The following is a 22,993-nucleotide window of genomic DNA, read 5'->3' as shown; positions in this document are numbered from 1 at the left end:
GCGACAAGCTTAATGCTCAGTACTTAAAAAGCAAATTGAAATAAATACTTGTTTTCATCAGTAAAGCTGATATGTTTCATGTGGTTTTCTGAAATTAAGTAATTGAAAATTTCAGGAAACGGCCCAAAACCTGATGCAACATTAATGTGACCCACAGCGCCCATATTCACAGGGTAGAGCTTCCAAGCACCTGCAAGTTGTTTTGCATCTTCAAAGCCAAGCCAAGGATCATTTTCACTAATCAACATCGTTGTCGGCACACGAATACTTAACTGATGAAAAAATGCTTTGTAATCTGTTGTACTGTCGCGTGCAAAGCCGTTTTCACCAAAGCGTGCTGGATTGGCTGGCGCAACCAAAACTAAATTTTTGATTTTTTTATTAAGTTCTGGATACAAGGCCAATGCTGCCACCGTGGTTAAACAACCAAAGCTATGCGCCACAATTTGAATTTCACCCTGTAAAGGTCGTACGGTTTTAACGAATTGTTTAATCCAGTCTTTTAGTACAGGATGATTCCAGTCTTTTTGCTGAACACGAGAGCTAGACATGAGCTGACGTTGTAACCAAGATTGCCAATGTGCGTGTTCACTACCGCCTACACCCGGGACAATTACTGTATGTGTCATGTCAAGTTCTCCTGATTCAGTCAATGAATGGTCTTATTTTCCATTGTTGGCTTTGACGATTTGGTCAAACACGCCGCCATTTTCAAAGTGTGCTTTTTGGACTTTATCCCAACCACCAAATTCTTTATCAATGGTTACGAGTTTAAGTGGCTTAAAGACTGATGCGTATTGTGCAAGCGTTGTAGCGTTACGTGGACGGTAAAAGTTCTGAGCTGCGATTTGCTGACCACGTGGTGAATAAAGGAAGTTTAAATAACCTTTGGCTAAATAAAGATTACCTTTTTTCTCTGCATTTTTTTCTAAAACAGCAACAGGGGGCTCAGCTAAAATTGAAAGTGAAGGGGTCACAATTTCAAATTTACCCGGTTGTTCACGAATCGCTAAATGTGCTTCATTTTCCCAAGCCAGCAATACATCACCAATACCACGTTCAGCAAAGGTCGTAGTCGAACCACGTGCGCCTGAATCGAGCACTTTGGTGTTTTTATAAATTTTACGGACAAATTCTTGAGCCGTTGTATCATTACCACCCGCTTGATGTTTTGCCCAAGCCCATGCAGCTAAATAGTTCCAACGTGCACCGCCTGAGGTTTTCGGGTTTGGGGTGATAATACCCACGCCTGGTTTAACCAGATCGCCCCAATCTTTAACTGCTTTGGGGTTGCCTTTACGGACTAAGAATACAATCGTTGAGGTATATGGCGTTGAGTTTTGTGGAAGTTTCTTCTGCCAATCTGCAGGTAAAAGTTTGGCTTTTTCTGCAATCACATCAATATCCGCTGCAAGTGCTAAAGTCACTACATCGGCATCTAAGCCATCAATGACTGCACGCGCTTGTTTGCCTGAACCACCGTGAGATTGTTTAAAATTAATTTTTTGACCTGTACGGCTTTCCCAATATTTACTGAAGTCTTTATTCACACTTTCATAGAGTTCACGCGTTGGGTCGTAAGATACGTTTAAAAAATCTTTCGCAGCTGCGCCAAAAGAAACCGTCGAAATGACTGCAGCAAGAACACCCAATTTTAACTTTGCCGAAATACTCATGTGAACCTCAATAATTTTTACTTTATCTGTAATATGGGTGAAGAATAGCGCCAATCTTTATGCATAAAAAATAATTAAAAACGAATTTTATATGAATAAAAAAGATAAAAGGCATGTCTATGAAAAAAAAGCATCGACCTTATGCGAAAGGAAGATGCTTTTCAGTATTTAAAGCATTATTTGGAATTATTGGTCTTCACGATTTGGTCAAAGACGCCACCATTTTCAAAATGTTTTTTCTGCACTTTGCTCCAACCACCAAACTCTTTATCAATCGTGACGAGTTTTAAAGGTTTAAAAACATTTTTATATTTTGCTAAAACTGCCGCATTACGTGGACGATAATAGTTCTGTGCGGCAATAGTTTGACCTGCAGGTGAGTACAGATAATTTAAATACGCTTTGGCTAAATTTTCATTGCCATCTTTCTTAGCATTTTTTTCTACAATCGCAACAGGTGGCTCGGCCAAGATAGAAAGTGAAGGGGTCACAATCTCAAACTTACCCGGCTGTTCACGAACTGCCAAATGTGCTTCATTTTCCCAAGCCAATAGCACGTCACCAATGCCACGTTCAGCGAATGTAGTTGTTGCACCACGTGCGCCTGAGTCGAGGACTTTGGTTTGCTTATAAATTTGACGGACAAATTCTTGGGCTTTTGCATCATTACCACCTGCTTGATGTTTTGCCCAAGCCCACGCTGCTAGATAGTTCCAGCGCGCACCACCCGATGTTTTTGGGTGCGGGGTAATAATGTCGACACCCGGTTTAATTAAATCGCCCCAGTCTTTAATGCCTTTCGGGTTGCCTTTATGCACTAAGAACACAATGGTCGATGTATATGGCGTTGAGTTTTGTGGGAATTTCTTTTGCCAGTCTTTTGCAACTAAACCACGTGCAGCAATTTCATCAATATCTGCAGCCAAAGCCAAAGTGACGACATCTGCATCTAGACCATCAATAACTGCACGAGCCTGTTTGCCTGAGCCGCCATGAGATTGTTTAAAGTTAATGTCTTGGCCTGTGGTTTTTTTCCAGTAAACACTAAAGTCTTTATTGAAGTTGTCATACAATTCACGGGTTGGATCATATGACACATTTAAGAAATCTTTGGCAGATGCACTAAATGCTGTGGCAGAAATGAATGCAGCCAAAACCCCAAGTTTTAATTTCGATAGATTCATGTTGTCCTCAATTTTTATACATGTTTTGTTGGATGAGGCAAGAATATCTGTAGTTTTAATGCAGAAAAAATAATTAAAAAAGAATTTAATATGAACAAAAAAGAAATATATGCTGAGCGATTATTTTTTAAAATAAAGTGATGTAATTGGGATGACGACGTATGCAGTGTTTTAAAAATGCGCAGCAAATAGAACAAGTTAATTTACTTGATCGCGCCTTTCACTATGGCGATGGCTGTTTTAGCACGGCACGTATTCGCCAAGGACAAATAGAACTTTTAGCTTTGCATATTGCACGATTAAAACTGAGCAATGAGCGATTAAAACTAAATGCAGATTTAAGCCTCATTGAAGACACTTTAAAATTGTTACGTAAACAAGATGTCGTTAATGGCACTTTAAAAATTGTGTTGAGTCGCGGTATCGGTCAGCGGGGTTATAGTTTGCCTGAGCATCCAGCAGATGTTTGGGTGTTTTATTACTCCAAAGCCGTTGCAGATTTTGAGTACGAAACTGTCGAAAGTGGTGTATTACATCAAGCAATTGGGTTAACCATGCCAAGTTTGGTGGGCTTAAAGTCCTTAAATCGATTAGAACAAGTCATGCTCAAAGCAGAGTTGGATCAAACTCCATGGGGCGAAGCTTTGGTGACGGATGTGCAAGGTACAGTTGTTGAAGGTGTGAGCAGTAATTGTTTTATTCGTACAAATGAAGGATGGATTACACCCGAACTTCGTTATAATGGCGTGCATGGTGTCATGCGTGCAGAAATTTTAAAACGGATGCAGCAGCTTCAGATTCCATGTACTCAACGTCACGTCAATATGGATGAAATTACGCATTTTCAGAGTGTTTTTTTCTGTAATGCCTTAAGTCCCATGAAAATTGCATCAACTCTGAATGGAGTTGAGTTAGATGTTCAAGCTTGTATTGAACTTTTCCGAACACTTCAATTAAGTCAGATTCGTTAATATGTCCACCGTGTCTAAAAAAACAAATAAGAAAAAATCTGCCAAAGCAGGTTTTCCATTTAAAGCATGTTTGGTTGTGCTACTTGGTATCGTTGTACTTGTGGCGATCTTACTGTGGTCGAGTTTGTTTAAAGCCTATCCTGTGGAAGGCAAAAAGCAAATGTTGGCGATTGGTGCAGGGGATACCTATTCAGGATTTATTGACAGACTAGCCAAAGAGAAACAAGTTCATTTTCCTATTATTTTGAAGTTGTACCAAAAGTTCATGATTAATGACACCTTAAAAGCAGGTGTGTATGAAATTCATGAAGGTATGAGTGTACGAGAAGTTATGGAGTTGATTTCGAATTCTGAAAATGCGCAAATGAATCGTATTTTAGTGATTGAAGGGACGACATTTAAGCAACTCATTGATGCTTTAAAAAATGACCCATTGGTAACGCATGACATCAGTCATTTACCGTATGCAGAAATCTTAAAAGAGCTCGGCATTCCGTATTCACACCCTGAAGGATTATTTGCACCGAATACGTATTTCTTTGCAAAAGGCGAGTCTGATCGCAAAATTTTGAAGGATTTGTATAACCGACAAATCAAAGCATTAGATCAGGCTTGGAATAATCGAGCTCAAAATTTACCTTATAAAGATAAATATGAAGCCTTGATCATGGCATCGATTATTGAAAAAGAAACCAGTCTTGATCGTGAGTTAGAGCAAGTATCAGGGGTGTTTGTCCGTCGTTTACAACAAGGCATGCGTTTACAAACAGACCCTACGGTTATTTATGGCATGGGCGATAAGTACAACGGTAATATTACGCGTCAGGACTTACGTACACCAACAGCCTATAACACTTACACGATTAATGGTTTACCACCAACACCGATTGCTTTGCCGAGTCAAAAAGCTATTGAAGCTGCAATGCATCCTGATTCATCTAACAATATATATTTTGTTGCAACAGGAAATGGCGGCCATAAATTTAGCAGTAATTTGCAAGACCATAACCGCGCGGTACAAGAATATTTATCTGTAATTCGTGCGAAAAACTAAGGAGTGAGCATGTTTATTAGTTTTGAAGGCACGGAAGGTGTGGGTAAAACTACACTCATTCGTAAATTACATGATCATTTCCAAAATTTGGGTAAAAATGTCGTACTTACACGTGAGCCGGGTGGTACACCTATGGCTGAACAAATTCGTGCATTACTTTTGGCCGTCAATCATGATGAAGCAATGAGTGATGATACAGAGTTGTTACTTATGTATGCTGCACGCGCACAGCATTTGGCGCGCGTGATTTTACCTGCATTGGCAGAAGGTAAAATCGTTTTATGTGACCGTTTTACAGATTCGAGTTTTGCATATCAGTGTGCAGGTCGTGGTTTGGACCGAGAAAAACTGAAAGTTTTAAATGACGGTTTTGTGGCGCGTATGCCAGATATTACTTTTTGGCTTGATGCACCGATTGAAACAGGAATGTTAAGAGCAAGAGAGCGTGGTGCTTTAGATCGTTTTGAGCAAGAGAAAGCAACTTTCTTTGAGAAAGTAAGATCAGGTTTTGCTGAGATTCATCAAACGCACCCTGAACGAATGAAACGCCTTGAAGCAACCCAAACACCTGAGCATGTATTCCAACAGGCATTATCGCAACTACAGCAGATCTAAAATGCCATAGTATTTGTTAGGTAATTGATTTAAAAATCATTCATAGCAAAAGTTATGGATGATTTTTTATGCATGCTACAAAACAGGAGATTATCAATTTCCTTAAGACTGAATTTGCGCCAAGCTTAAAGCATTGCACTATCGTTGAAGTTGGTGAAAAGGCTGCCACTTTAATTTGGCATGTGACTGAAAAAGATTTGCGGCCTGGCAATACTGTTTCAGGCCCGACTATGATGACTTTGGCGGACTTTGCATTGTATGTGGCAATACTTGCAGAGATTGGAATTGTCGGACTTGCAGTCACCACAAGTATGAATATTAACTTTTTAAGGAAGCCTGAGGCGAATAAAGATTTGCGGGGAGAATGTCGATTACTTAAAGTCGGTAAAAGCATCATTTATGGTGAGGTATTGGTTTATTCAGAGGGTGTTGAAGAGCCTGTGGCTCATATTACCGGTAGCTATTCGATTCCTCTGCAGCGATATTGAACTGAAAATATGCAGTTGATCCATTAGATTGGATTAAAATACAGCAGTCTGTCTAAATAAATTGTGCATTGGTTGGTGAATTTTCTGCGTAGTGTATTTTTATTTGCATAATTTCAATAGCTTAGTAGAAATCAATTAACTCATAAGTGTTATTTTAAATCTATAATTGAATCACAGATTTGATTGGTTAAATACATGACTGCTACTGCACATGAAGTTGTTCGGCTCTTTCAGGAGCATGCATATCCTTTGTCAGAAAAATTGACAGAAATGCTGAATGAGCATTACTCACATCAAACAGAACGACGTGGCTGTGGATATACTCAAGCCACACGAGTATTAGCTGAATATATTAATTTGCCGCGTGCATCACATGAATTTCAAGATCTCAAACTCTTTGATCAATATGACACGCATGGTTTACGCAAAATTTTAGATCAAAGTCGTGCTTATCATTTAGATTTGTCAGGTTGGCGTCATCTAGATTTAAATCAAAATTTAAATCAAAACATTCAGCAATTGAAACAATTTACAGACTTTTACGAGGTTTTACAGAAAGAATTACATCTTCAAAAAAGTTTGCGTCAAATTCAGCAACATGCAAATTTGGAAGAAAGTCAGCTTATTTGTACCTTGATTGAAGATCTGATTTTGCCAAAATCGTCAACTGAAAACCAAATCGTTGAAGTACAAGCACTGGCTAAAAAGCCAAAAGTTGGCTCTTGTCCAATGGCTGAAAATTTCTTTTTAAAAATTGCACATCGACGTGTATTTCGTAGCGGTGAAATTAATATTTTTGTAGATGAATACGGTCAGCCCTTATTTATGGAAAAATTAAATATGGGGGATAACCATTCTTGTATCAGCTTGAAACCTGTACTCATGAATGGTGTTCGTATTCCAGCGGGTTCACTTTTTTCCGTGAGTTATGATGCTGAACAATTAGTTGAAAAACGACAAAATCGTGAGTTTAAAGGTTTTGTGATTCCTTATCAGGCCATTTCTGGGTGGTGGTTTTTACGCTTAACGACTTTGTCAGTGTCGCCTCAAAATCGAAAGCGTGCCTTCAGTACACATTTTCAGCAGCAAGTGGATAATGGTCTGTATAGTCCAGGTACGACTGAGCTTCAGCAATTAATAGATGTGGCAATAGCGCAACTTTGAGTGTTTCCATCATGTTAGATGTATGCTTTTCGCCAAAATATTTTGCTCATACCCATACCAATAGTATGGAAAAATTATTAGCAGTTGGAACAGCTTTAGAACAATGGCAGAACATCAGAATACATGAGCCTGAGTGTATCGACGCTGAAATTTTAAGCCAAGTACATGATCCTGTTTATGTAGATGCTTTTATGACAGGGCAGCCCGCTAAGCTTGCGACCTTTTCAGGTTTTAAGCCGTGGAATACTCAGCTTCGAGATGCCGTGCTGAGAATCAATGCAGGGCAGTTGATGGCTGCAGATTTGGCTTTACAAAAAGGTATCGCAGCGAATGTTGCACAAGGTTTTCACCATGCAGTGTATGAATATGGCGGATCATTTTGCACATTCAATGGTTTGGCTTTGGTGGCACAGCAGAATCCGAATAAAAAAATCTTTGTACTCGATTGCGATCAACATGGGGGGAATGGCACAGCTGATTTTACTAGACGGTTAGAGAACCTTTTTAATTTTAGTATTTATGGGCTACATTTTGGTTGTCCTACTTATGAACGTTCTTTAACACGGCATGTGCATAAAGATCGTGGAAATTTCGCACAATATACTTTGGCTATACATGAAGGAATACAGCAAGCTAAAGCATGGGGTGCAGATTTAATTATTTATCAAGCAGGGATGGATTGTCATCAAGCTGACCCTTTTGGTTCATCATGGTTTAGCACCGCTTTGATACAGAAACGCGAAGAAATGGTCTTCAATTTGGCTAAACATGCAGATATTCCGCTGATGTTTGTATTGGCTGGGGGCTATCAAAATATGAATGATCTTGTAAATCTGCACTTAGAAACTTTCAAAGCGGCATTACATATTTATGGGTAGTAAAATCAAAAAAAAGCCGACATCATGTGCGGCTTTTTTTAATTTAAAAGTTTTAAGAGACTAACTCAGTATTAACTACAGGGCAATCAACCGTGAAATCGGGTGGACTTAACACCGTTTTACGTAGTTCGTCTGCTTGTTCAGGATAGTCTAAAGTAAAATGCAGACCACGAGACTCTTTACGTTCCATTGCACAGCGCACAATCATTTCTGATACCAATACTAAGTTACGGAGTTCAATCAGATTTTTACTGACTTGGTAATCTTGGTAATACTCGGTGATTTCACGCTTAAGCATTTCAATGCGGTGTAGGGCACGTTGGAGGCGCTTGGTCGTTCTGACAATGCCCACGTAATTCCACATGGTTTGGCGAAGTTCATCCCAATTCTGCAAAATCACCACGTCTTCATCAGGGTTGGTCACTTGCGAGTCATCCCATTCTGGGACATGAGGCGCCTGATAAGCTCCTTGATGCTGTGCTGTGATATGTGCTGAAGCACTCATACCATAGACAAAACATTCCAGTAAGGAGTTACTCGCCATACGGTTTGCACCATGTAGGCCGGTATAAGAGGTTTCCCCAATGGCATATAGGCCTGGAACATCGGTCTGACTGTTTTCATCGACCACAACGCCACCACAGGTGTAGTGTGCTGCCGGAACCACCGGAATCATTTCTTTGGTAATATCAATACCGAGTTCCATTAAGCGTGCATACAATGTTGGAAAATGTTCTTTGACAAATTCTGCAGGTTTATGGGTGATATCAAGCCAAACATGACGGATTCCTAGACGTTTGATTTCATAATCAATCGCGCGCGCTACGATATCGCGTGGTGCTAATTCGGCACGCTCATCAAAGCGCAGCATAAAGCGTTCACCATCTGGAAGACGTAAATAGGCACCTTCGCCACGCATCGCTTCGGTAATTAAGAAAGAGCGAGCTTGAGGATGATATAAGCAGGTTGGATGGAATTGGTTAAACTCCATATTGGCAACACGGCAGCCTGCACGATACGCCATGGCAATACCATCACCCGTCGCAATGTCGGGATTTGATGTATATAAATATGCTTTCATGGCACCACCACAGGCAAGGGCAGTGAAGGGTGCTAAAAAGGTATGTACTTTTTCGGTTTTTTCATCTAAAGCATACAGACCGAGAGCACGGTTTTCAGTTTCAGGATTTAATTTTTGTGCGGTGATTAAATCGATTGCAATAAAATTTTCAAAAATATGAATATTGGCTTTTTCTTGCGCACGTTCAACCAATGTTGTGGAAATAGCACGACCTGTGGCATCTGCTGCATGGATAATCCGCCGTTGAGAGTGACCACCTTCACGTGTCAGATGTAACTGTTCTTGTTCGTCTAAAGTAAATTGCACACCCTGATTCAGTAGAAAATCGACAGAAGATTTACCACCTTCAACGGTTTGTTTTACCGCCGCCATTTCACATAAATGCGCACCGGCAATCATGGTGTCATTGATATGCTGTTCAATGGAATCTGTTTTATCGAGGACGGCAGCAACACCACCTTGGGCATAATATGTGCTGGCATCCGTCAGCGTCGATTTAGCTAAAACAGCAATATTAAAATGATCTGGTAGCGATAGGGCTAAACTTAGGCCTGCACCGCCACTTCCCACAATAATTACATCAAATTGATGTATCGTGTTTAAATTAGACATGTCCATCAGCTAATTTTAAAAATGTCCGATCATCACAACTGTTTTTGCCTAAAAACGCAATGACTATAAATTAACTAAATAATGAAAAATATTCATAGATCTGTAATATTTAAGGAATGTTTAAGATTATTTATCATAAATAATCATCAAACATTTTATTACGAAGCTTAGACTTGCATTGTGATAAAAACTAACGTATTTCAAATGATAAGCACAATTGAGTGAATGCTAACAATGAATAAATCGTATTTACAAAAGGGACTCTATGCAGCTGTGTTTACGGTTGCTAGCGTGCAGACTCAGGCAGCGGGTCCTGTTGATTTTTCCAATTTGGTTGAACAAGTCAGCCCAGCTGTCGTAAGCGTGAATGTGGTTAAAAAGCTTAGTCAAGAAGAGCTTTTGCAGCAACAAGTCCCAGAAATATTACGACGCTTTTTCGGTAATCAGGTGGTTATTCCGCAGCAAAAAATGCCGCAAGAAAAGACCGGTTATGGAAGCGCATTCTTTATTAGTAAAGATGGTTATTTATTGACAAATCACCATGTGGTAGAAGATGCCTCGAAAGTCACCATCGTACTCAATGACCGCCGTGAAATTGATGCCACAGTTGTGGGTAGTGATGAGCGGACTGACGTGGCTTTGTTAAAGGTCAAAGGTTCAAATTTTCCTGAGCTACGCACAGGCAATGTTGACCGTTTACGTGTAGGTGAGCCAGTGTTGGCCATTGGTTCACCATTTGGCTTTGACTATTCAGCTTCAGCAGGAATCGTTAGTGCTAAAATGCGTAATATGATGGGAGAAACCTCGGTTCCATTCATTCAAACCGACGTGGCATTGAACCCGGGTAATTCGGGTGGTCCATTATTTAATCAGTCTGGTGAAGTGGTCGGGGTAAATTCTCGTATTTTTAGTGGTACAGGCGGTTATATGGGGTTATCGTTCTCGATTCCCATTGATGTTGCAATGGATGTTGCAGACCAATTAAAGAAAAACGGCAAGGTAACACGTGCTTATTTAGGCGTCATGCTACAAGATATCGATCGTAATCTTGCAGAGTCTTATAACCTTTCAAAACCAGAAGGCTCTTTGATTACTCAAGTTGCACCAAATTCACCTGCTGCAAAAGCTGGCTTTAAAGTGGGTGATGTCATTTTGAAATTTAATGGCACACCAATTTCACGTACAGGTGAACTGCTGAATTATCTTAATCGTACAGGTCCAAATCAAAGTATTCAGCTTGAAGTGCTGCGTGATGATAAACGCCAAAATATTTCAGCAACCTTGATCACAGCACCAGATGATACGCCTGCAAAAGCTGAAATGACATCTGTGAAAAAAGGTCCAGTGATCGGGGTGTCAATTCGCAACTTAAACGCAGATGAATTAAAACAACTGAGTCTAAAAGGCGGTGTCTTAATTCAAGATGTACGTGCAGGAGGTATAGCTTCACAAGCACGAATTCAGCCGGGGGATGTTGTCACCCAAGTTAATAATAAAGTCGTAAACAATGCTGAAGATTTTGTGAAAGTTATTTCTGAGTTGAAAAATGGTAGCATTGCACGTGTTTCTTTGATTCGTCAGGGACAGCGTGCGATTGTGGGCATGCGTATTCAGTAATGATTTACTAAATGAAAACCACTCCAAGCGAGTGGTTTTTTAACTTTAGCGTTTTTGCAATTCACCCTTAGATAAAAATGGGTAGACTGTGGGCCACAATTTAAAATTTGCAGGACGCTATGAGCGATATCTTTGATTTAAAAATTACAGTTCAAGCTGAACATATCGACACATTAAATCATGTGAATAACGTGGTGTACGTCAGTTGGATGCAAGATGTCGCGACAGCACATATTGAAGCTTTGGGTTTAGGCTTAAAAGAATATATTGAATTGAAGCATGCCATGGTCGCTGTTGAGCATCATGTGCAATATCGTAAAGCAGCGCTCGAAGGTGAGGAGATTATTTTACGAACTTGGCTAAATGATATCAATGCATTGTATTCGTTTCGGCAGTATGTATTTTATCGCCCTAAAGACAAAGCGATATTATTTACAGGCAATACACAGTGGGCATGCATTGAAATTGCCACAGGCCGTCCAAAACGCATGTCGCCAACCTTTACCCAAGCGTATCAACCTATTGCGGATAGCCTAAATCCGCTTGATTTTAGTGCTTATGATCTCTGAGTTTGATTTCAAAGTAATATTTCAAACTAAGACCAGCCAAGTTCTACATGCAGGAAAAGTGGTTAGCATAAAAGCAATGCATTATTTTCGATACTTTGAAAAATCCATCTGCTATAATCCTCGGCAATTTCTATTCGGCTTTTGCTATGCATAAAGAATTGCATGCATAGCGCTTTTATTTTTCCAAGGTAGCCCATGGCGCAAGCTAAAAAATCTGTTGATATAAAAAACATTCGTAACTTCTCGATCATTGCGCATATCGACCATGGTAAGTCGACGCTTGCCGACCGATTTATTCAAACTTGTGGTGGCCTGCAAGATCGTGAAATGCAGGCACAGGTTCTAGATTCTATGGAATTAGAACGTGAGCGTGGTATCACGATTAAAGCTACGTCTGTGACTTTGTATTACACTCATCCTAACGGTGAAGAATACCAACTCAACTTCATTGACACACCTGGGCACGTTGACTTTTCTTATGAAGTTTCACGTTCATTGGCTGCGTGTGAAGGTGCACTGTTGGTTGTCGATGCTGCACAAGGTGTCGAAGCACAGTCTGTTGCTAACTGCTATACAGCAATTGAACAAGGTTTAGAAGTCCTACCTGTTTTAAATAAAATTGATTTGCCGCAAGCAGAGCCAGAGCGTGTTATTCAAGAAATTGAAGACATTATTGGTATCGAAGCGACTGAAGCACCTACATGTTCAGCTAAAACCGGTCTAGGCATTGAAGGGGTGCTTGAAACACTAGTCAATGTCATTCCTGCACCCGAAGGCGATCGTAATGCACCATTACAAGCCTTAATTGTTGACTCTTGGTTCGACAACTATTTGGGCGTGGTTTCTTTAGTTCGTATTAAAGAAGGTCGTGTGCGTAAAGGCGATAAAATGTTGATGAAATCAACTGGTCAAACGCACATCATCACCTCAGTAGGTATTTTTAATCCTAAACATACAGAAACTGACATGCTCGAAGCAGGTGAAGTTGGTTTCGTGATCGCGGGTATTAAAGATATTTTTGGTGCTCCAGTTGGTGATACGATTACCTTGGCAACTACACCAGAAGTTCAAAGCTTACCGGGTTTCAAAAAAGTGAAACCACAGGTCTATGCAGGTTTATTCCCAATCGATTCAAGTGAATTTGAACCGTTCCGTGAGGCGCTGCACAAACTGCAAATTAATGACTCCGCATTATTCTTTGAACCTGAAAGTTCGGATGCACTTGGTTTTGGCTTCCGTTGTGGCTTCTTGGGTATGCTGCACATGGAAATCGTACAAGAGCGTTTAGAACGTGAGTATGATCTGGACCTGATTTCTTCAGCACCAACCGTAATTTATGAAGCGGTGATGAAAAATGGTCAAACCATTTATATCGACAGTCCTTCTAAAATGCCTGATGGTTCAACAGTTGAAGACTTACGTGAGCCAATTGCTGAATGTCACATTTTAGTACCGCAAGAATACTTGGGTAATGTGATGACTTTATGTGTTGAACGTCGCGGCGTTCAAAAGAATATGAAGTTTATGGCGAACCAAGTGGCCATTACGTTTGAAATCCCAATGGCTGAAGTAGTTATGGATTTCTTTGATAAATTGAAATCATGTTCACGCGGTTTTGCATCGTTAGATTATAACTTTGTGCGTTTTGAGAGTTCATCTCTAGTTAAGGTGGATGTGTTAATCAACGGTGAAAAAGTTGATGCCTTGGCCATGATTTGCCACCGACAAGATGCTCGCCATCGTGGTATTGCACTTGTGGAAAAAATGAAAGATTTAATTCCACGTCAAATGTTCGATGTGGCTATTCAAGCAGCGATTGGTGCACAAATCATTGCACGTTCAACTGTAAAAGCGATGCGTAAAAACGTTTTGGCTAAATGTTATGGTGGTGACGTGTCGCGTAAGAAGAAACTTCTTGCGAAACAAAAAGAAGGTAAGAAACGTATGAAACAAGTGGGCAGCGTCGAAATCCCACAAGAAGCGTTCCTTGCTGTATTGAAAGTAGAAAGATAATAAATAGAGGTTTATGAGCTCATGGATTTTGACTTTAATTTGATCCTTGTTCCTGCCACAGTCATTTTTTTCTTAATTTGGCTGTTGGATAAGTTTGTCTGGAAGCAACGGCAGACCAAAGGTAAAGGAAATGAAAATGTCGTTATCGCATGGGCTTATGATTTCTGGCCGATTCTAGCGATAGTTTTGGTAATGCGTTCATTCTTATATGAGCCATTTAATATTCCATCAGACTCTATGGTTCCAACTTTAGAGACAGGTGATTTTATTGTGGTGAATAAATATCAGTATGGCGTACGATTACCTATTATTAATAAAAAAATTCTTGATGTCGGTGAACCTGAGCGTGGAGATGTAATTGTATTCCGTTATCCACCACAACCAACCATTAGCTATATTAAACGAGTGGTCGGTTTACCAGGTGATCATATTATTTACGATCATGGTCAACTGAGTGTAAATGGTCAAAAAGTGGCAAAAGTTCCTGTAGAATTTAGCCGTGAAAAAGATCAACTTGATACACCTACATCGATTTATCATAAAGAAACCATGGGTAAGCATACGTTTACCATGCGTGAGCTTGAAGGCGTCAATGTTGCGCGCCAAGCACCATTTATCAACTATGTTGAAAATGGTAAATATTCAACAGAAAATGGTTTATATTGGGAAGTTAAGGTTCCTGAAGGTCACTATTTCGCGATGGGGGATAATCGCGATCAAAGTGCGGACAGTCGTTTTTGGGGCTTTGTGCCTGAAGAAAACCTCACTGGACGTGCTTTTTACAAGTGGATGCATAAGGAACCTGGTTTAAAACTGCCTTCATTTAGTCGTAATGGCAGTATTGATTAGTCTTACATCAGGAAAATAAAATGAGACATCAACGGGGAACGTCTTATATTGCAATTTTAATTGCTGTGATTGGTTTTGCTTTTTTAGCTAAAGCTTTAATTGCGGTTTGGGGACCGTATGTTGACGATCGTCTCGTCAACAATGAAATTGAAGAATTGATGAAGAGCAGTCCTAAAAATATTGCTCCGAGTAAGTTTGAGTCACAAATGTCACAGCGTTTAGATATGAATGGTGTGCGTGATTTAAACTTTAAAGATATTGCTCAAGTCACTAATGTAGATGGTCTACAAGTGAAAACAGATTATGAAATAAGAAAACCTTTCTTATTGAATATTGATATTGTGTTGAAGTTCGAGAAAAGTTTTGATCAAAGCTCAGTCCAAGCTAAATGAAGCTCGTTTAGCAAGTCGTATCGGTTATCAGTTTAAACAACCTGAATTGTTACAACTGGCCTTGACCCACCGATCGGTGAGCCATAAATACAATTATGAACGCCTAGAATATCTGGGCGATTCATTGTTGGGTATGATAATTGCCAATTATCTGTACCATGCCTACCCGCATGAAAATGAAGGGCGTCTAACGCGTATGCGTGCGACACTGGTTCGTCAGGAAGCCCTAGGAAAAATTGCCAATGACTTAAAACTCAGTCAAGAATTAATCTTGAGTACAGGTGAGTTGAAATCTGGCGGTCATCATCGCGAGTCTATACTTGCAGATACCGTTGAATCGATCATTGGTGCAATCTATGTCGATTGTCAGGATTTAAAAATTCTGGAACCGATTGTTCTTAAATGGTATGTGCCATATTTAGATCATATTGAACCAACTGATCAACTGAAAGATCCTAAATCACGTTTGCAAGAGTATTTACAAGCACGTAAAAAACCTCTCCCGGTTTACGAGGTTGTAGATATTCAGGGTGATGCTCCGAACCAACATTTTAAAGTTGAATGTACAGTTGAAGGGCTCCCTGTTAAATACGGTGAAGGTTCAAGCCGTCGCTTTGCTGAACAGGCAGTAGCGGCAGAAATCTTAGAAATTTTGGAGAAAAAGCCTTAATGACTACTCATTCCGATCACGTAGATGCTGATCACGAGTCGCAAGGCGACAGTAATGATTTAATTAGTCAATTTTTTAGTGCACAAGGCACTGAAATTCCAGCCGATTTTAAAAGTGGGTTTGTGGCGATTGTTGGTCGTCCAAACGTGGGTAAATCAACGTTGATGAACCATATTTTGGGTCAAAAACTTTCCATTACCTCTCGTAAACCACAGACCACACGTCATAAAATTGTGGGTATTGACTCACGCGAAAAATCTCAAGCGGTATTCGTAGATACCCCGGGGATGCACAAAAAAGAAGTCCGTGCCATCAATAAAATGATGAACCGTGCGGCACATTCTGCACTTCGTGATGTGAACTTAGTTTTGTTTGTGATTGATGCAGACAAATGGACACAGAATGATGATTTAGTGTTAGAAAAGCTAAAAAATGCCGATATGCCAGTGATTCTTGTGATCAATAAAATTGATACACTAGAGAATAAAAACCATGCATTACCATTGATACAAGAGCGTGCAAAATTAATGAATTTTGCAGAAATTGTTCCTGTATCAGCATTACGTGGTGCAAATTTAGATCATTTGCGCAGCACGATTGAGAAATATTTACCATTTCAACCACCACTGTATTCACTTGAGCAATTGACTGATCGTTCAGAGCGTTTCCTTGCCTCTGAAATTATCCGTGAAAAAATCATGCGTCAATTGGGGGAAGAGCTTCCTTATGATTTAACGGTTCAAATTGAGTCGTTTAAAACAGAAGAAGCAACAGTTAATCCAAAAACTGGTCGTCCTAAAGTGGCGTGTACCTATATTGATGCGACGATTTTTGTCGATCGCTCTGGCCAAAAAGCCATTGTTATTGGTGAGAAGGGTGCCAAACTGAAGAAAATCGGTATGGATGCACGTGTAGATATGGAAAAAATGTTCGAGCAAAAGATCATGTTGACGCTTTGGGTGAAAGTCAAAGGCGGTTGGTCTGATGATGAGCGTGCATTGAAAAGCTTAGGTTATAGCGATATCTAATCGTTAAATAACAAACTTTGAGGGAAGAGTAATGATGAAAGTATTGGCCGTAGTTGCATGTGTTTTGTTTCTACAAGGGTGTATTCATAAAATCGTTACTGTTCCTGTCAAAGTGGCTTATAAAACCACAAAAGGCGTGGTTAAAGGTACTGCTGCAGTTGTGGGTGCAGTCATTCCAGATGGGGATGAAGATGAAGACGACAAGAAAAAGAAAGACAAGGATTAATATTTCAAATCATGCGTAATGAGATACTGCATGGTTATTTAATTCACCATCGTAAATATCGTGAAAAAAGTCATATTGTGCACTTGTTTACTCAGGAGCATGGTCGAATTGATGGTATTCTCAGGCAAACGCCACCTCCCCAGTATCAACCAATTTGCTTGCAAGCATCTGGTAAGTCCGAACTTAAAAACTTTAGTAAACTCGAAATTGTAAATCAACCGATTTTCTTTTTTGGTGATGCTTTTTTTTCAGGATTTTATCTAAATGAAGTCTTATTGAGGCTATGTCCGTTAGAGGTTGAGATGCCTGAGACATTTGCTCAATATGCACACACTTTGGAAAAACTTCAATGCATGTCTGTCCAGGCCAACCCTGATCTATTCTTACGGCAAATCCTTAGACAATTTGAGCATGTGCTGCTTGAAGAGTTGGGTTTTGCATTGGATTTTTCAACTGATGCAAATCAACAGCAAATTCAGCCTCATGAAAATTATCAATTTCATTTAAACGAAGGTTTTCAACCTGTCATTAAAGCCTCACGCGCAACATTGTCAGGTCAACATATTTTAAGTATGTGTGATTATGAAAAAGGTGGGGAATTTAATCCTGAACAGTTACAATTACTGTCTAAGTTGTACCGACAAATGATTACTTCCTTGCTTGGCGATCGTCCATTAAAAAGTCGTCAATTGTGGATACAGAATTCTCAAACTCAACGTCATTAGGAAAGAATTATGGCAGCTTTGCTTGGTGTAAATATTGACCATGTGGCAACACTACGAAATGCACGTGGGACAACTTATCCAGATCCTGTGAATGCCGCAATTATTTGTGAGCAAGCGGGGGCGGAAGGGATTACGCTGCATTTACGTGAAGATCGTCGCCATATTAAAGATGATGATGTACGTCGTATGCGTTCTGTATTAAAAACCCATATGAACCTTGAAATGGCAGTGACCAATGAAATGGTTGAATTTGCCAAAGAGATTCAGCCGCATCATGTATGCTTTGTTCCTGAAAAGCGTGAAGAAGTCACGACTGAAGGTGGTCTAGATGTGGTTGGGCATTTTGAAGATGTAAAAAACGCGACTCAAGCACTCGCGGCGATTGGTTGCGAAGTTTCATTATTTATTGATGCTGACTTTGCTCAAATTGATGCAGTGATTGCCTGTGGTGCGCCTACGATTGAGTTGCATACAGGTGCATATGCAGATGCTGAAACACCTGAAGCGCAGAAAGCAGAGCTGGAACGTATTATTCGAGGTGCTGAATATGCGGCATCTAAAGGATTGATTGTGAATGCTGGTCATGGCTTAAATATTGACAATGTCACTCCGATTGCGCGCATTGCTCAAATTCATGAATTGAATATTGGTCACTCGATTATTGCTGATGCAGTGTTTATTGGATTGGCACAGTCTGTAAAACAAATGAAAGCTGCGATTAAAGCCGCACGTTAATTTTTAAGTAAAGTATATGTCAAATATTGATTATGATGCCCTAATGAAGCCAGTCATTGGCTTCTTGGGGTGTGAAACACCAAAAGCATGGCTAGATGAAGCTTTAAATAATTTGGATATCCTGATGCAGGATCATGCCAATTGTGAAAAGAAAGCAGCAAGTACAGCAATGAATTTGATGTTTCGTTATAGTTTTTTCTCGGATTTACAAATCAAACTGGCACAGCTAGTACGCGAAGAAATGCTGCACTATGAGCAAGTGCTGGAACTGATGGCAAAACGTGGTCAGGAATGGACTGCAATCAGTGCTGGTCGGTATGCAGGTGGTCTACGCAAAGAAGTACGGACTTACGAGCCAGAAGCGTTAATTGATATCTTGGTGATTGGCGCATTTGTTGAAGCACGGTCATGTGAGCGTTTCTATGCGCTTGCACCACATGTGGATGAAGAGTTGGGACGTTACTACCGCTATTTGCTAAAGTCTGAATCACGCCATTATGAGGACTATTTAGCATTGGCCATGGATGTGGCGACGACCAATAAGCTAAAGAACCCGAAAGAAGATATTCAGATGCGTATTGAGCATATTCGTGAAGTTGAAAAAAATCTGATTAGCAGTCCAGATGATTTATTCCGCTTTCATAGTGGTGTGCCAGTCAAAGCAGCTTGATAAAATAATCCTCCAGAATGGGGGATTTTTTATGCACTTAAAATAAATGATAATAAGAATTATTTACAATTATCTTGGGTGAATTTAAAATGAAACGATCTCTATGAATCAAACAATTTAAGCTCACTTATTTAATATGAAATTACAATTCACTTTACTCTGTATCGCTTTGTGTGCGGTTGGTCAGGCTGAAGCGCATTATCCTTATGTTGCGCCTCTAAACTATCAAACTTTTAATAATCACAGTGCCATTCTTTCTGGTTTTTATGACAATCCGTTTGTCTCTGAAATAGCTATTAAAAACTTTAATTTCCATGTACATACACCATCAGGTGATAAGCTACATTTAACAGATGCCGATTGGGTAAAAACGCAAACGGTCAGCAGCTATAGTTTAGAAAATAAGCAGGATGGCACGTATCGTATTCGCGGTGAAAAGCAAGGAAGTACAGCGCGTTTTGCTTATGATCAAAAGCAGTGGAAAGCATTAATCAATGGTGCGCGTGATCTTCAAAAAACAGCGAATGCAAATGTCATTTATACAGCTGAGTTGACTAAAAAGTCGCAAATCAAAAGTATTCAAACTCAAGAAATCATTGAAACTTTTGTATCGCGCCGTGTAACGTCTACACAAGTGGTGAATCATTTGCATGATGGCTTTGATGTGCAATTTAAAACCCATCCGAATGCTATAAAGCAAAATGAGCCTGTGCAACTGAAAGTGCTAGATCAGAAAAAAGCAGTTGCGGGTTTGCAGGTTGAAATTTTGCAGCAAACAACGGATTACAGCCGTGAAGGAAAAGTTTATAAAATGCTTAAAACTGATCAAGATGGAAACTTGAATTTTAACTTATCAGATCGTGGTCAGTATTTACTGAAAATTGATTATCAACAGCCTTTTGAAATGAAAGGCGATGCATTAAAACGATATAAATATACCTTGAGTTTTAATGTGATTTAAGATTATTGAAAGAAAAAAGCTCTACGATTTGCGGAGCTTTTTTATCAAAATGATTTAGCTATCTTTGGATTCAAGATAAAACATCAATAAACCTATCAATAAAATTAAACTGGTTTGGGTGAAGAAGTGTTTATTAAAACCACCATAATATTGCTGCGAATAGCCTGCAATTAGTAAATAACCCGTTAAATAAAGCAATCGATAATATCGGCTCTCAAAACAATAACAGACACTTGCAAAACATAAAATCAGACAACCAATCACCATATAGTGGATATCCCAAATGATGGTGTTGATTACAAATAAAAGTGCTGAAAGTGCGCCGATAGATAAATTACGAAGGCTTTCAAACCCTTGAAAAATGTGCATCAAAGCTAAAATGAAGAGTGGCAATAGAGCAAGTGCATATTTTATTTTCATACTGTTTTGCGTCATGAGCATATAATTCTGCTGTTTCTCAACAATGGGGCTAGTACTGATGCTTAGGCGAAGCCATTGCAGGGTTAAGTGTTCAGGGATGTTGGCTTTAACTAAAAATTTGAGTGTGGCTTGCGGTGGAATAATATAATTTTCTTGGAAATCATGGCCATAAAACATCCAAGACTTATTGGTTTCCAATGTGTGATATTTCGTATTTTTTTGAGTTGAGATGTTAAAGAGTTGTCCACTTGCATTTAACCCAGCTTTCATACATGGTGTTTCTTTTTCGTGAACAATACATAACGGCAGTACCGAAATTTCAAGATCTTTTCGAGTTTGTTGCTGACCTGCAAAATCGATATGAACATATAACTGATCAGATTGGTTTTGCAGCGTAATCGGTGTGCTTGACCAATATTGTCCTTCTGTCATCTCATTCGATACAGATTCAGATATTTCCGGAATAGTATTGTGATTTTGAATCTGCTGAGGTGGAATCAACCATTGTAGCTTGCTGTCAAGAAGGGTGTTAGATTCACTATTATATAAATTGGGTGGTGTTTTGAAATGTTGCTCAATTTCACTTTCGGGTGTGCAGCTCACCAAATAAATTGCAAATGGGCTGATAATAATTAAAAGAAAAATGAATGTAGTGAGGTAGTGTCTTAAGGCAGTTTTATTTGATTCAGCATCAACTTGAATGAACATTTTTTTATTTTAATGACAATGACTTATAGATTATATGTAAATCATAGGCATTAAAAAAGCCCATTTAAATAAATGGGCTTTAGAATTTGGCTCTCCAACCTGGGCTCGAACCAGGGACCTGCGGATTAACAGTCCGTCGCTCTACCGACTGAGCTATTGGAGAATCTGAATGCGATTATAAGCAGATTTTGAGGAGGGTCAAGCTAAAAATACCAATATGAGGAGAAATGCGTGATAGATGTTTTTTATTTGAACAAAAAGAATGATTTTTTAGAAAAAATGAATCTTAGGCTTGCAAAGAAAAAATTCAATTGATAGTCTGAATGCAACAACAGAGCGTTTAAACATATGTTTAAACAGTGTGGATTTAAACCCAACTTGCCAGCACTAAAATGGCTAAACAGGAGAAAGCGAATGAATACGCTGACTATTTCTCAGATTTTTTCAAATTTTTCTTTTTACCAAGAAAACTATCTTTCCATTATCTGTAACCAAGAGCAATATCAAACACCTGTCGAAGGTGCATACGTTGACGTTTGGCCTTTGGGTCGACGTGACTTGGTATTAGGTGATTTATTACAACTGTGGTTTAGTGAAAAATGGTTGATCAACGCGCCATGTCATTTACGTTTTGAACATCAAGATGATGGTCGTCGTGTGCCTTTGCAACGCAAGCAAGACTTGTATTTATACCAATTGGCAGGTAATGCATTATCAGGCTCAAATCGTTCTAAAGTATGGTCTATTTCAGAACAACGGGAACTTCGTGTTGAGTTAGATAGTGCTTTAAAATATTACTGCTTTCAAAAGGGCAGTAATCGCATTGATCTAAGCGAAGGCCAATTAATTCGCGCCTTACATTCAGCAATTTAAGTTTGAATCATCATCTGCTCGCATTGAATTGCGAGCAGAAAAATAAAAATATTAAGGACGTATAATCATGCAGGTTGCAGTTGCAGTTGCATGTGCATAAAGTTTGCCATTGTCATCAATAATTTTCCCTTCAGAAATCCCTAAATTTTTACTGATATTAATGACTGTTCCTATCGCTGTAAGTTCAACATCCTTTGGGATTGGGCGACACATTTTTATATTTAAGTCGATGGTGCCATAACCTACACCTGCCTCTAATAACGTGTGAATGGCGCAACCTGTCACCGAATCGAGTACGGTAGCAGCAAAGCCACCATGCACGCCGCCTAGCGGATTTAAGTGTCGTACATCTGCTTTAGCCTTAAAGCTAATACTGCCCTCAGATACTTCATAAGGCTGCATAGGAATAGTTTCGCTAATACTTGCAGGAGGAATTTGGCCTTGCATCATTGCCTTTAAAATTTCTAGTCCAGTCATTTCTTTAATGTTCATTGGTATATGTCTGGATAGGTTAGTTTTGTGGTTGTTTTGGGTTCTAAAAAGGAACTTATTTAAATAACATAGCTGAAAACGTAAAAAGAATGCAAACCAAAGATTTGAATATGAAGGTTAGTTTTAGGTTTTATCGTTTGGTTTTTTAATATTTAAGTTGATTTGAAGGAAGTCAAATGGGCTGGATGAGCTTTGTTATTTAGTTTGAACCGCGAAAAAAATTGATCAAAAGCGTGTAGAAGTGAAGCGTATTAATTTATTTTTTTGATGAGTATAAAAAAACCCGCGATATTCGCGGGTTTTTTAAATCTAGCTTTTTAAA

Annotated in this window: 25 protein-coding genes and 1 tRNA gene; 19 read left to right on the top strand and 7 right to left on the bottom strand. The window is 39.3% G+C overall.

The features are described from left to right. Nucleotides 1–23: 23 nt before the first annotated feature. The 3 genes from B1201_RS01340 to B1201_RS01330 form a co-directional block, all read right to left on the bottom strand. The gene (locus B1201_RS01340) at nt 24–629 is read right to left on the bottom strand and encodes an alpha/beta hydrolase (RefSeq protein ID WP_078192017.1); all 606 of its coding nucleotides are present in this window, start codon (nt 627–629) and stop codon (nt 24–26) included. Between the two features lie 33 nt (nt 630–662). Then, nucleotides 663–1,676: a sulfate ABC transporter substrate-binding protein gene (locus B1201_RS01335; RefSeq protein WP_078192016.1), complete on the bottom strand. Its 1,014-nt coding sequence runs from the start codon at nt 1,674–1,676 to the stop codon at nt 663–665. Nucleotides 1,677–1,852: 176 nt separating this feature from the next. Then, the gene (locus tag B1201_RS01330; protein ID WP_078192015.1) at nt 1,853–2,860 is read right to left on the bottom strand and encodes a sulfate ABC transporter substrate-binding protein; all 1,008 of its coding nucleotides are present in this window, start codon (nt 2,858–2,860) and stop codon (nt 1,853–1,855) included. Between the two features lie 161 nt (nt 2,861–3,021). Here B1201_RS01330 and pabC point away from each other — a divergent pair, with 161 nt between their 5' ends. The 6 genes from pabC to B1201_RS01300 all read left to right on the top strand — a co-directional run bounded on the left by pabC (nt 3,022) and on the right by B1201_RS01300 (nt 8,030). Then, nucleotides 3,022–3,831, top strand: coding sequence for an aminodeoxychorismate lyase (gene pabC, locus B1201_RS01325; RefSeq protein WP_078192014.1), 810 nt, complete (start codon nt 3,022–3,024; stop codon nt 3,829–3,831). Between the two features lies 1 nt (nt 3,832). After that, entirely contained in the window at nt 3,833–4,885 is a 1,053-nt protein-coding gene (mltG, locus tag B1201_RS01320; RefSeq protein ID WP_078192013.1) for an endolytic transglycosylase MltG, read from the top strand. A gap of 9 nt (nt 4,886–4,894) precedes the next feature. Further along, nucleotides 4,895–5,500 (top strand): dTMP kinase, encoded by a 606-nt coding sequence (tmk, locus tag B1201_RS01315; protein WP_078192012.1) that lies wholly within the window; start codon nt 4,895–4,897, stop codon nt 5,498–5,500. 68 nt (nt 5,501–5,568) lie between these two features. Continuing rightward, nucleotides 5,569–5,988 carry a PaaI family thioesterase gene (locus tag B1201_RS01310; protein WP_078192011.1) on the top strand — a complete coding sequence of 140 codons (420 nt, stop codon included), beginning with the start codon at nt 5,569–5,571 and terminating at the stop codon, nt 5,986–5,988. Nucleotides 5,989–6,183: 195 nt separating this feature from the next. Next, nucleotides 6,184–7,152 carry a hypothetical protein gene (locus B1201_RS01305; protein WP_078192010.1) on the top strand — a complete coding sequence of 323 codons (969 nt, stop codon included), beginning with the start codon at nt 6,184–6,186 and terminating at the stop codon, nt 7,150–7,152. Between the two features lie 11 nt (nt 7,153–7,163). Next, nucleotides 7,164–8,030 (top strand): histone deacetylase, encoded by an 867-nt coding sequence (locus B1201_RS01300; protein WP_078192009.1) that lies wholly within the window; start codon nt 7,164–7,166, stop codon nt 8,028–8,030. A 52-nt stretch (nt 8,031–8,082) separates the two neighbouring features. Here the strand turns inward: B1201_RS01300 and nadB are convergent, their stop codons facing one another. Further along, nucleotides 8,083–9,729, bottom strand: coding sequence for an L-aspartate oxidase (gene nadB, locus B1201_RS01295; RefSeq protein ID WP_078192008.1), 1,647 nt, complete (start codon nt 9,727–9,729; stop codon nt 8,083–8,085). 228 nt (nt 9,730–9,957) lie between these two features. Between nadB and B1201_RS01290 the strand changes: the two genes are divergently transcribed. The 12 genes from B1201_RS01290 to B1201_RS01235 all read left to right on the top strand — a co-directional run bounded on the left by B1201_RS01290 (nt 9,958) and on the right by B1201_RS01235 (nt 20,178). After that, nucleotides 9,958–11,340: a Do family serine endopeptidase gene (locus B1201_RS01290; protein ID WP_078192007.1), complete on the top strand. Its 1,383-nt coding sequence runs from the start codon at nt 9,958–9,960 to the stop codon at nt 11,338–11,340. Between the two features lie 119 nt (nt 11,341–11,459). Further along, a complete protein-coding gene (locus tag B1201_RS01285; protein WP_078192006.1) occupies nt 11,460–11,909 on the top strand; it encodes an acyl-CoA thioesterase in 450 nt (149 codons plus the stop codon). Nucleotides 11,910–12,104: 195 nt separating this feature from the next. Further along, complete coding sequence (lepA, locus tag B1201_RS01280; protein ID WP_078192005.1) at nt 12,105–13,922, top strand: translation elongation factor 4; 1,818 nt, start codon at nt 12,105–12,107, stop codon at nt 13,920–13,922. 21 nt (nt 13,923–13,943) lie between these two features. After that, entirely contained in the window at nt 13,944–14,771 is an 828-nt protein-coding gene (gene lepB, locus B1201_RS01275) for a signal peptidase I (RefSeq protein ID WP_078192004.1), read from the top strand. Between the two features lie 20 nt (nt 14,772–14,791). Next, on the top strand, nt 14,792–15,163 hold the full coding sequence (locus tag B1201_RS01270; RefSeq protein ID WP_078192003.1) for a DUF4845 domain-containing protein: 372 nt from the start codon (nt 14,792–14,794) through the stop codon (nt 15,161–15,163). Beyond that, nucleotides 15,135–15,833, top strand: coding sequence for a ribonuclease III (gene rnc, locus B1201_RS01265; RefSeq protein ID WP_078192002.1), 699 nt, complete (start codon nt 15,135–15,137; stop codon nt 15,831–15,833). The genes B1201_RS01270 and rnc overlap by 29 nt, the downstream gene beginning before the upstream one ends. Further along, a complete protein-coding gene (gene era / locus B1201_RS01260) occupies nt 15,833–16,861 on the top strand; it encodes a GTPase Era (protein ID WP_078192001.1) in 1,029 nt (342 codons plus the stop codon). Before rnc ends, era begins: the two co-directional genes overlap by 1 nt. Before the next feature lie 31 nt (nt 16,862–16,892). Next, on the top strand, nt 16,893–17,087 hold the full coding sequence (locus B1201_RS01255; RefSeq protein ID WP_078192000.1) for an NF038104 family lipoprotein: 195 nt from the start codon (nt 16,893–16,895) through the stop codon (nt 17,085–17,087). An 8-nt stretch (nt 17,088–17,095) separates the two neighbouring features. Further along, on the top strand, nt 17,096–17,812 hold the full coding sequence (gene recO, locus B1201_RS01250; RefSeq protein ID WP_180108017.1) for a DNA repair protein RecO: 717 nt from the start codon (nt 17,096–17,098) through the stop codon (nt 17,810–17,812). Nucleotides 17,813–17,821: 9 nt separating this feature from the next. Next, nucleotides 17,822–18,547, top strand: coding sequence for a pyridoxine 5'-phosphate synthase (pdxJ, locus tag B1201_RS01245; protein WP_078191998.1), 726 nt, complete (start codon nt 17,822–17,824; stop codon nt 18,545–18,547). Between the two features lie 16 nt (nt 18,548–18,563). After that, on the top strand, nt 18,564–19,217 hold the full coding sequence (locus B1201_RS01240) for a tRNA-(ms[2]io[6]A)-hydroxylase (protein ID WP_078191997.1): 654 nt from the start codon (nt 18,564–18,566) through the stop codon (nt 19,215–19,217). A 136-nt stretch (nt 19,218–19,353) separates the two neighbouring features. Continuing rightward, nucleotides 19,354–20,178: a DUF4198 domain-containing protein gene (locus B1201_RS01235; RefSeq protein WP_078191996.1), complete on the top strand. Its 825-nt coding sequence runs from the start codon at nt 19,354–19,356 to the stop codon at nt 20,176–20,178. Nucleotides 20,179–20,232: 54 nt separating this feature from the next. Here B1201_RS01235 and B1201_RS01230 read toward each other — a convergent pair whose 3' ends face one another. Further along, nucleotides 20,233–21,306 (bottom strand): hypothetical protein, encoded by a 1,074-nt coding sequence (locus B1201_RS01230; RefSeq protein ID WP_078191995.1) that lies wholly within the window; start codon nt 21,304–21,306, stop codon nt 20,233–20,235. A gap of 87 nt (nt 21,307–21,393) precedes the next feature. Continuing rightward, nucleotides 21,394–21,469, bottom strand: a tRNA-Asn gene (locus B1201_RS01225). Between the two features lie 251 nt (nt 21,470–21,720). Here B1201_RS01225 and B1201_RS01220 point away from each other — a divergent pair. Further along, entirely contained in the window at nt 21,721–22,179 is a 459-nt protein-coding gene (locus B1201_RS01220) for a hypothetical protein (protein ID WP_078191994.1), read from the top strand. 51 nt (nt 22,180–22,230) lie between these two features. On the opposite strand, the gene B1201_RS01215 is transcribed toward B1201_RS01220, so the two are convergent. Continuing rightward, entirely contained in the window at nt 22,231–22,671 is a 441-nt protein-coding gene (locus tag B1201_RS01215; RefSeq protein WP_078191993.1) for a PaaI family thioesterase, read from the bottom strand. Between the last annotated feature and the right edge of the window lie 322 nt (nt 22,672–22,993).

The sequence above is a fragment of the Acinetobacter sp. ANC 5600 genome, assembly GCF_002018395.1.
GTDB lineage: Bacteria > Pseudomonadota > Gammaproteobacteria > Pseudomonadales > Moraxellaceae > Acinetobacter > Acinetobacter amyesii.
The sequence above is the reverse complement of the archived record's forward strand: the minus strand, read 5'-3'. Positions and strand labels throughout refer to the sequence as shown.

Bases quoted from the DNA above. Each gene is read 5' to 3' on its own strand.
- B1201_RS01215 (WP_078191993.1), bottom strand. From the start codon at position 22,671: ATGAACATTAAAGAAATGACTGGACTAGAAATTTTAAAGGCAATGATG.
- B1201_RS01220 (WP_078191994.1), top strand. From the start codon at position 21,721: ATGAATACGCTGACTATTTCTCAGATTTTTTCAAATTTTTCTTTTTAC.
- B1201_RS01230 (WP_078191995.1), bottom strand. From the start codon at position 21,306: ATGTTCATTCAAGTTGATGCTGAATCAAATAAAACTGCCTTAAGACAC.
- B1201_RS01300 (WP_078192009.1), top strand. From the start codon at position 7,164: ATGTTAGATGTATGCTTTTCGCCAAAATATTTTGCTCATACCCATACC.
- tmk (WP_078192012.1), top strand. From the start codon at position 4,895: ATGTTTATTAGTTTTGAAGGCACGGAAGGTGTGGGTAAAACTACACTC.
- B1201_RS01235 (WP_078191996.1), top strand. From the start codon at position 19,354: ATGAAATTACAATTCACTTTACTCTGTATCGCTTTGTGTGCGGTTGGT.
- B1201_RS01285 (WP_078192006.1), top strand. From the start codon at position 11,460: ATGAGCGATATCTTTGATTTAAAAATTACAGTTCAAGCTGAACATATC.
- era (WP_078192001.1), top strand. From the start codon at position 15,833: ATGACTACTCATTCCGATCACGTAGATGCTGATCACGAGTCGCAAGGC.
- B1201_RS01240 (WP_078191997.1), top strand. From the start codon at position 18,564: ATGTCAAATATTGATTATGATGCCCTAATGAAGCCAGTCATTGGCTTC.
- lepA (WP_078192005.1), top strand. From the start codon at position 12,105: ATGGCGCAAGCTAAAAAATCTGTTGATATAAAAAACATTCGTAACTTC.
- B1201_RS01330 (WP_078192015.1), bottom strand. From the start codon at position 2,860: ATGAATCTATCGAAATTAAAACTTGGGGTTTTGGCTGCATTCATTTCT.
- nadB (WP_078192008.1), bottom strand. From the start codon at position 9,729: ATGGACATGTCTAATTTAAACACGATACATCAATTTGATGTAATTATT.
- B1201_RS01310 (WP_078192011.1), top strand. From the start codon at position 5,569: ATGCATGCTACAAAACAGGAGATTATCAATTTCCTTAAGACTGAATTT.
- B1201_RS01305 (WP_078192010.1), top strand. From the start codon at position 6,184: ATGACTGCTACTGCACATGAAGTTGTTCGGCTCTTTCAGGAGCATGCA.
- pabC (WP_078192014.1), top strand. From the start codon at position 3,022: ATGCAGTGTTTTAAAAATGCGCAGCAAATAGAACAAGTTAATTTACTT.
- B1201_RS01255 (WP_078192000.1), top strand. From the start codon at position 16,893: ATGATGAAAGTATTGGCCGTAGTTGCATGTGTTTTGTTTCTACAAGGG.
- B1201_RS01335 (WP_078192016.1), bottom strand. From the start codon at position 1,676: ATGAGTATTTCGGCAAAGTTAAAATTGGGTGTTCTTGCTGCAGTCATT.
- B1201_RS01340 (WP_078192017.1), bottom strand. From the start codon at position 629: ATGACACATACAGTAATTGTCCCGGGTGTAGGCGGTAGTGAACACGCA.
- B1201_RS01270 (WP_078192003.1), top strand. From the start codon at position 14,792: ATGAGACATCAACGGGGAACGTCTTATATTGCAATTTTAATTGCTGTG.
- lepB (WP_078192004.1), top strand. From the start codon at position 13,944: ATGGATTTTGACTTTAATTTGATCCTTGTTCCTGCCACAGTCATTTTT.
- mltG (WP_078192013.1), top strand. From the start codon at position 3,833: ATGTCCACCGTGTCTAAAAAAACAAATAAGAAAAAATCTGCCAAAGCA.
- B1201_RS01290 (WP_078192007.1), top strand. From the start codon at position 9,958: ATGAATAAATCGTATTTACAAAAGGGACTCTATGCAGCTGTGTTTACG.
- pdxJ (WP_078191998.1), top strand. From the start codon at position 17,822: ATGGCAGCTTTGCTTGGTGTAAATATTGACCATGTGGCAACACTACGA.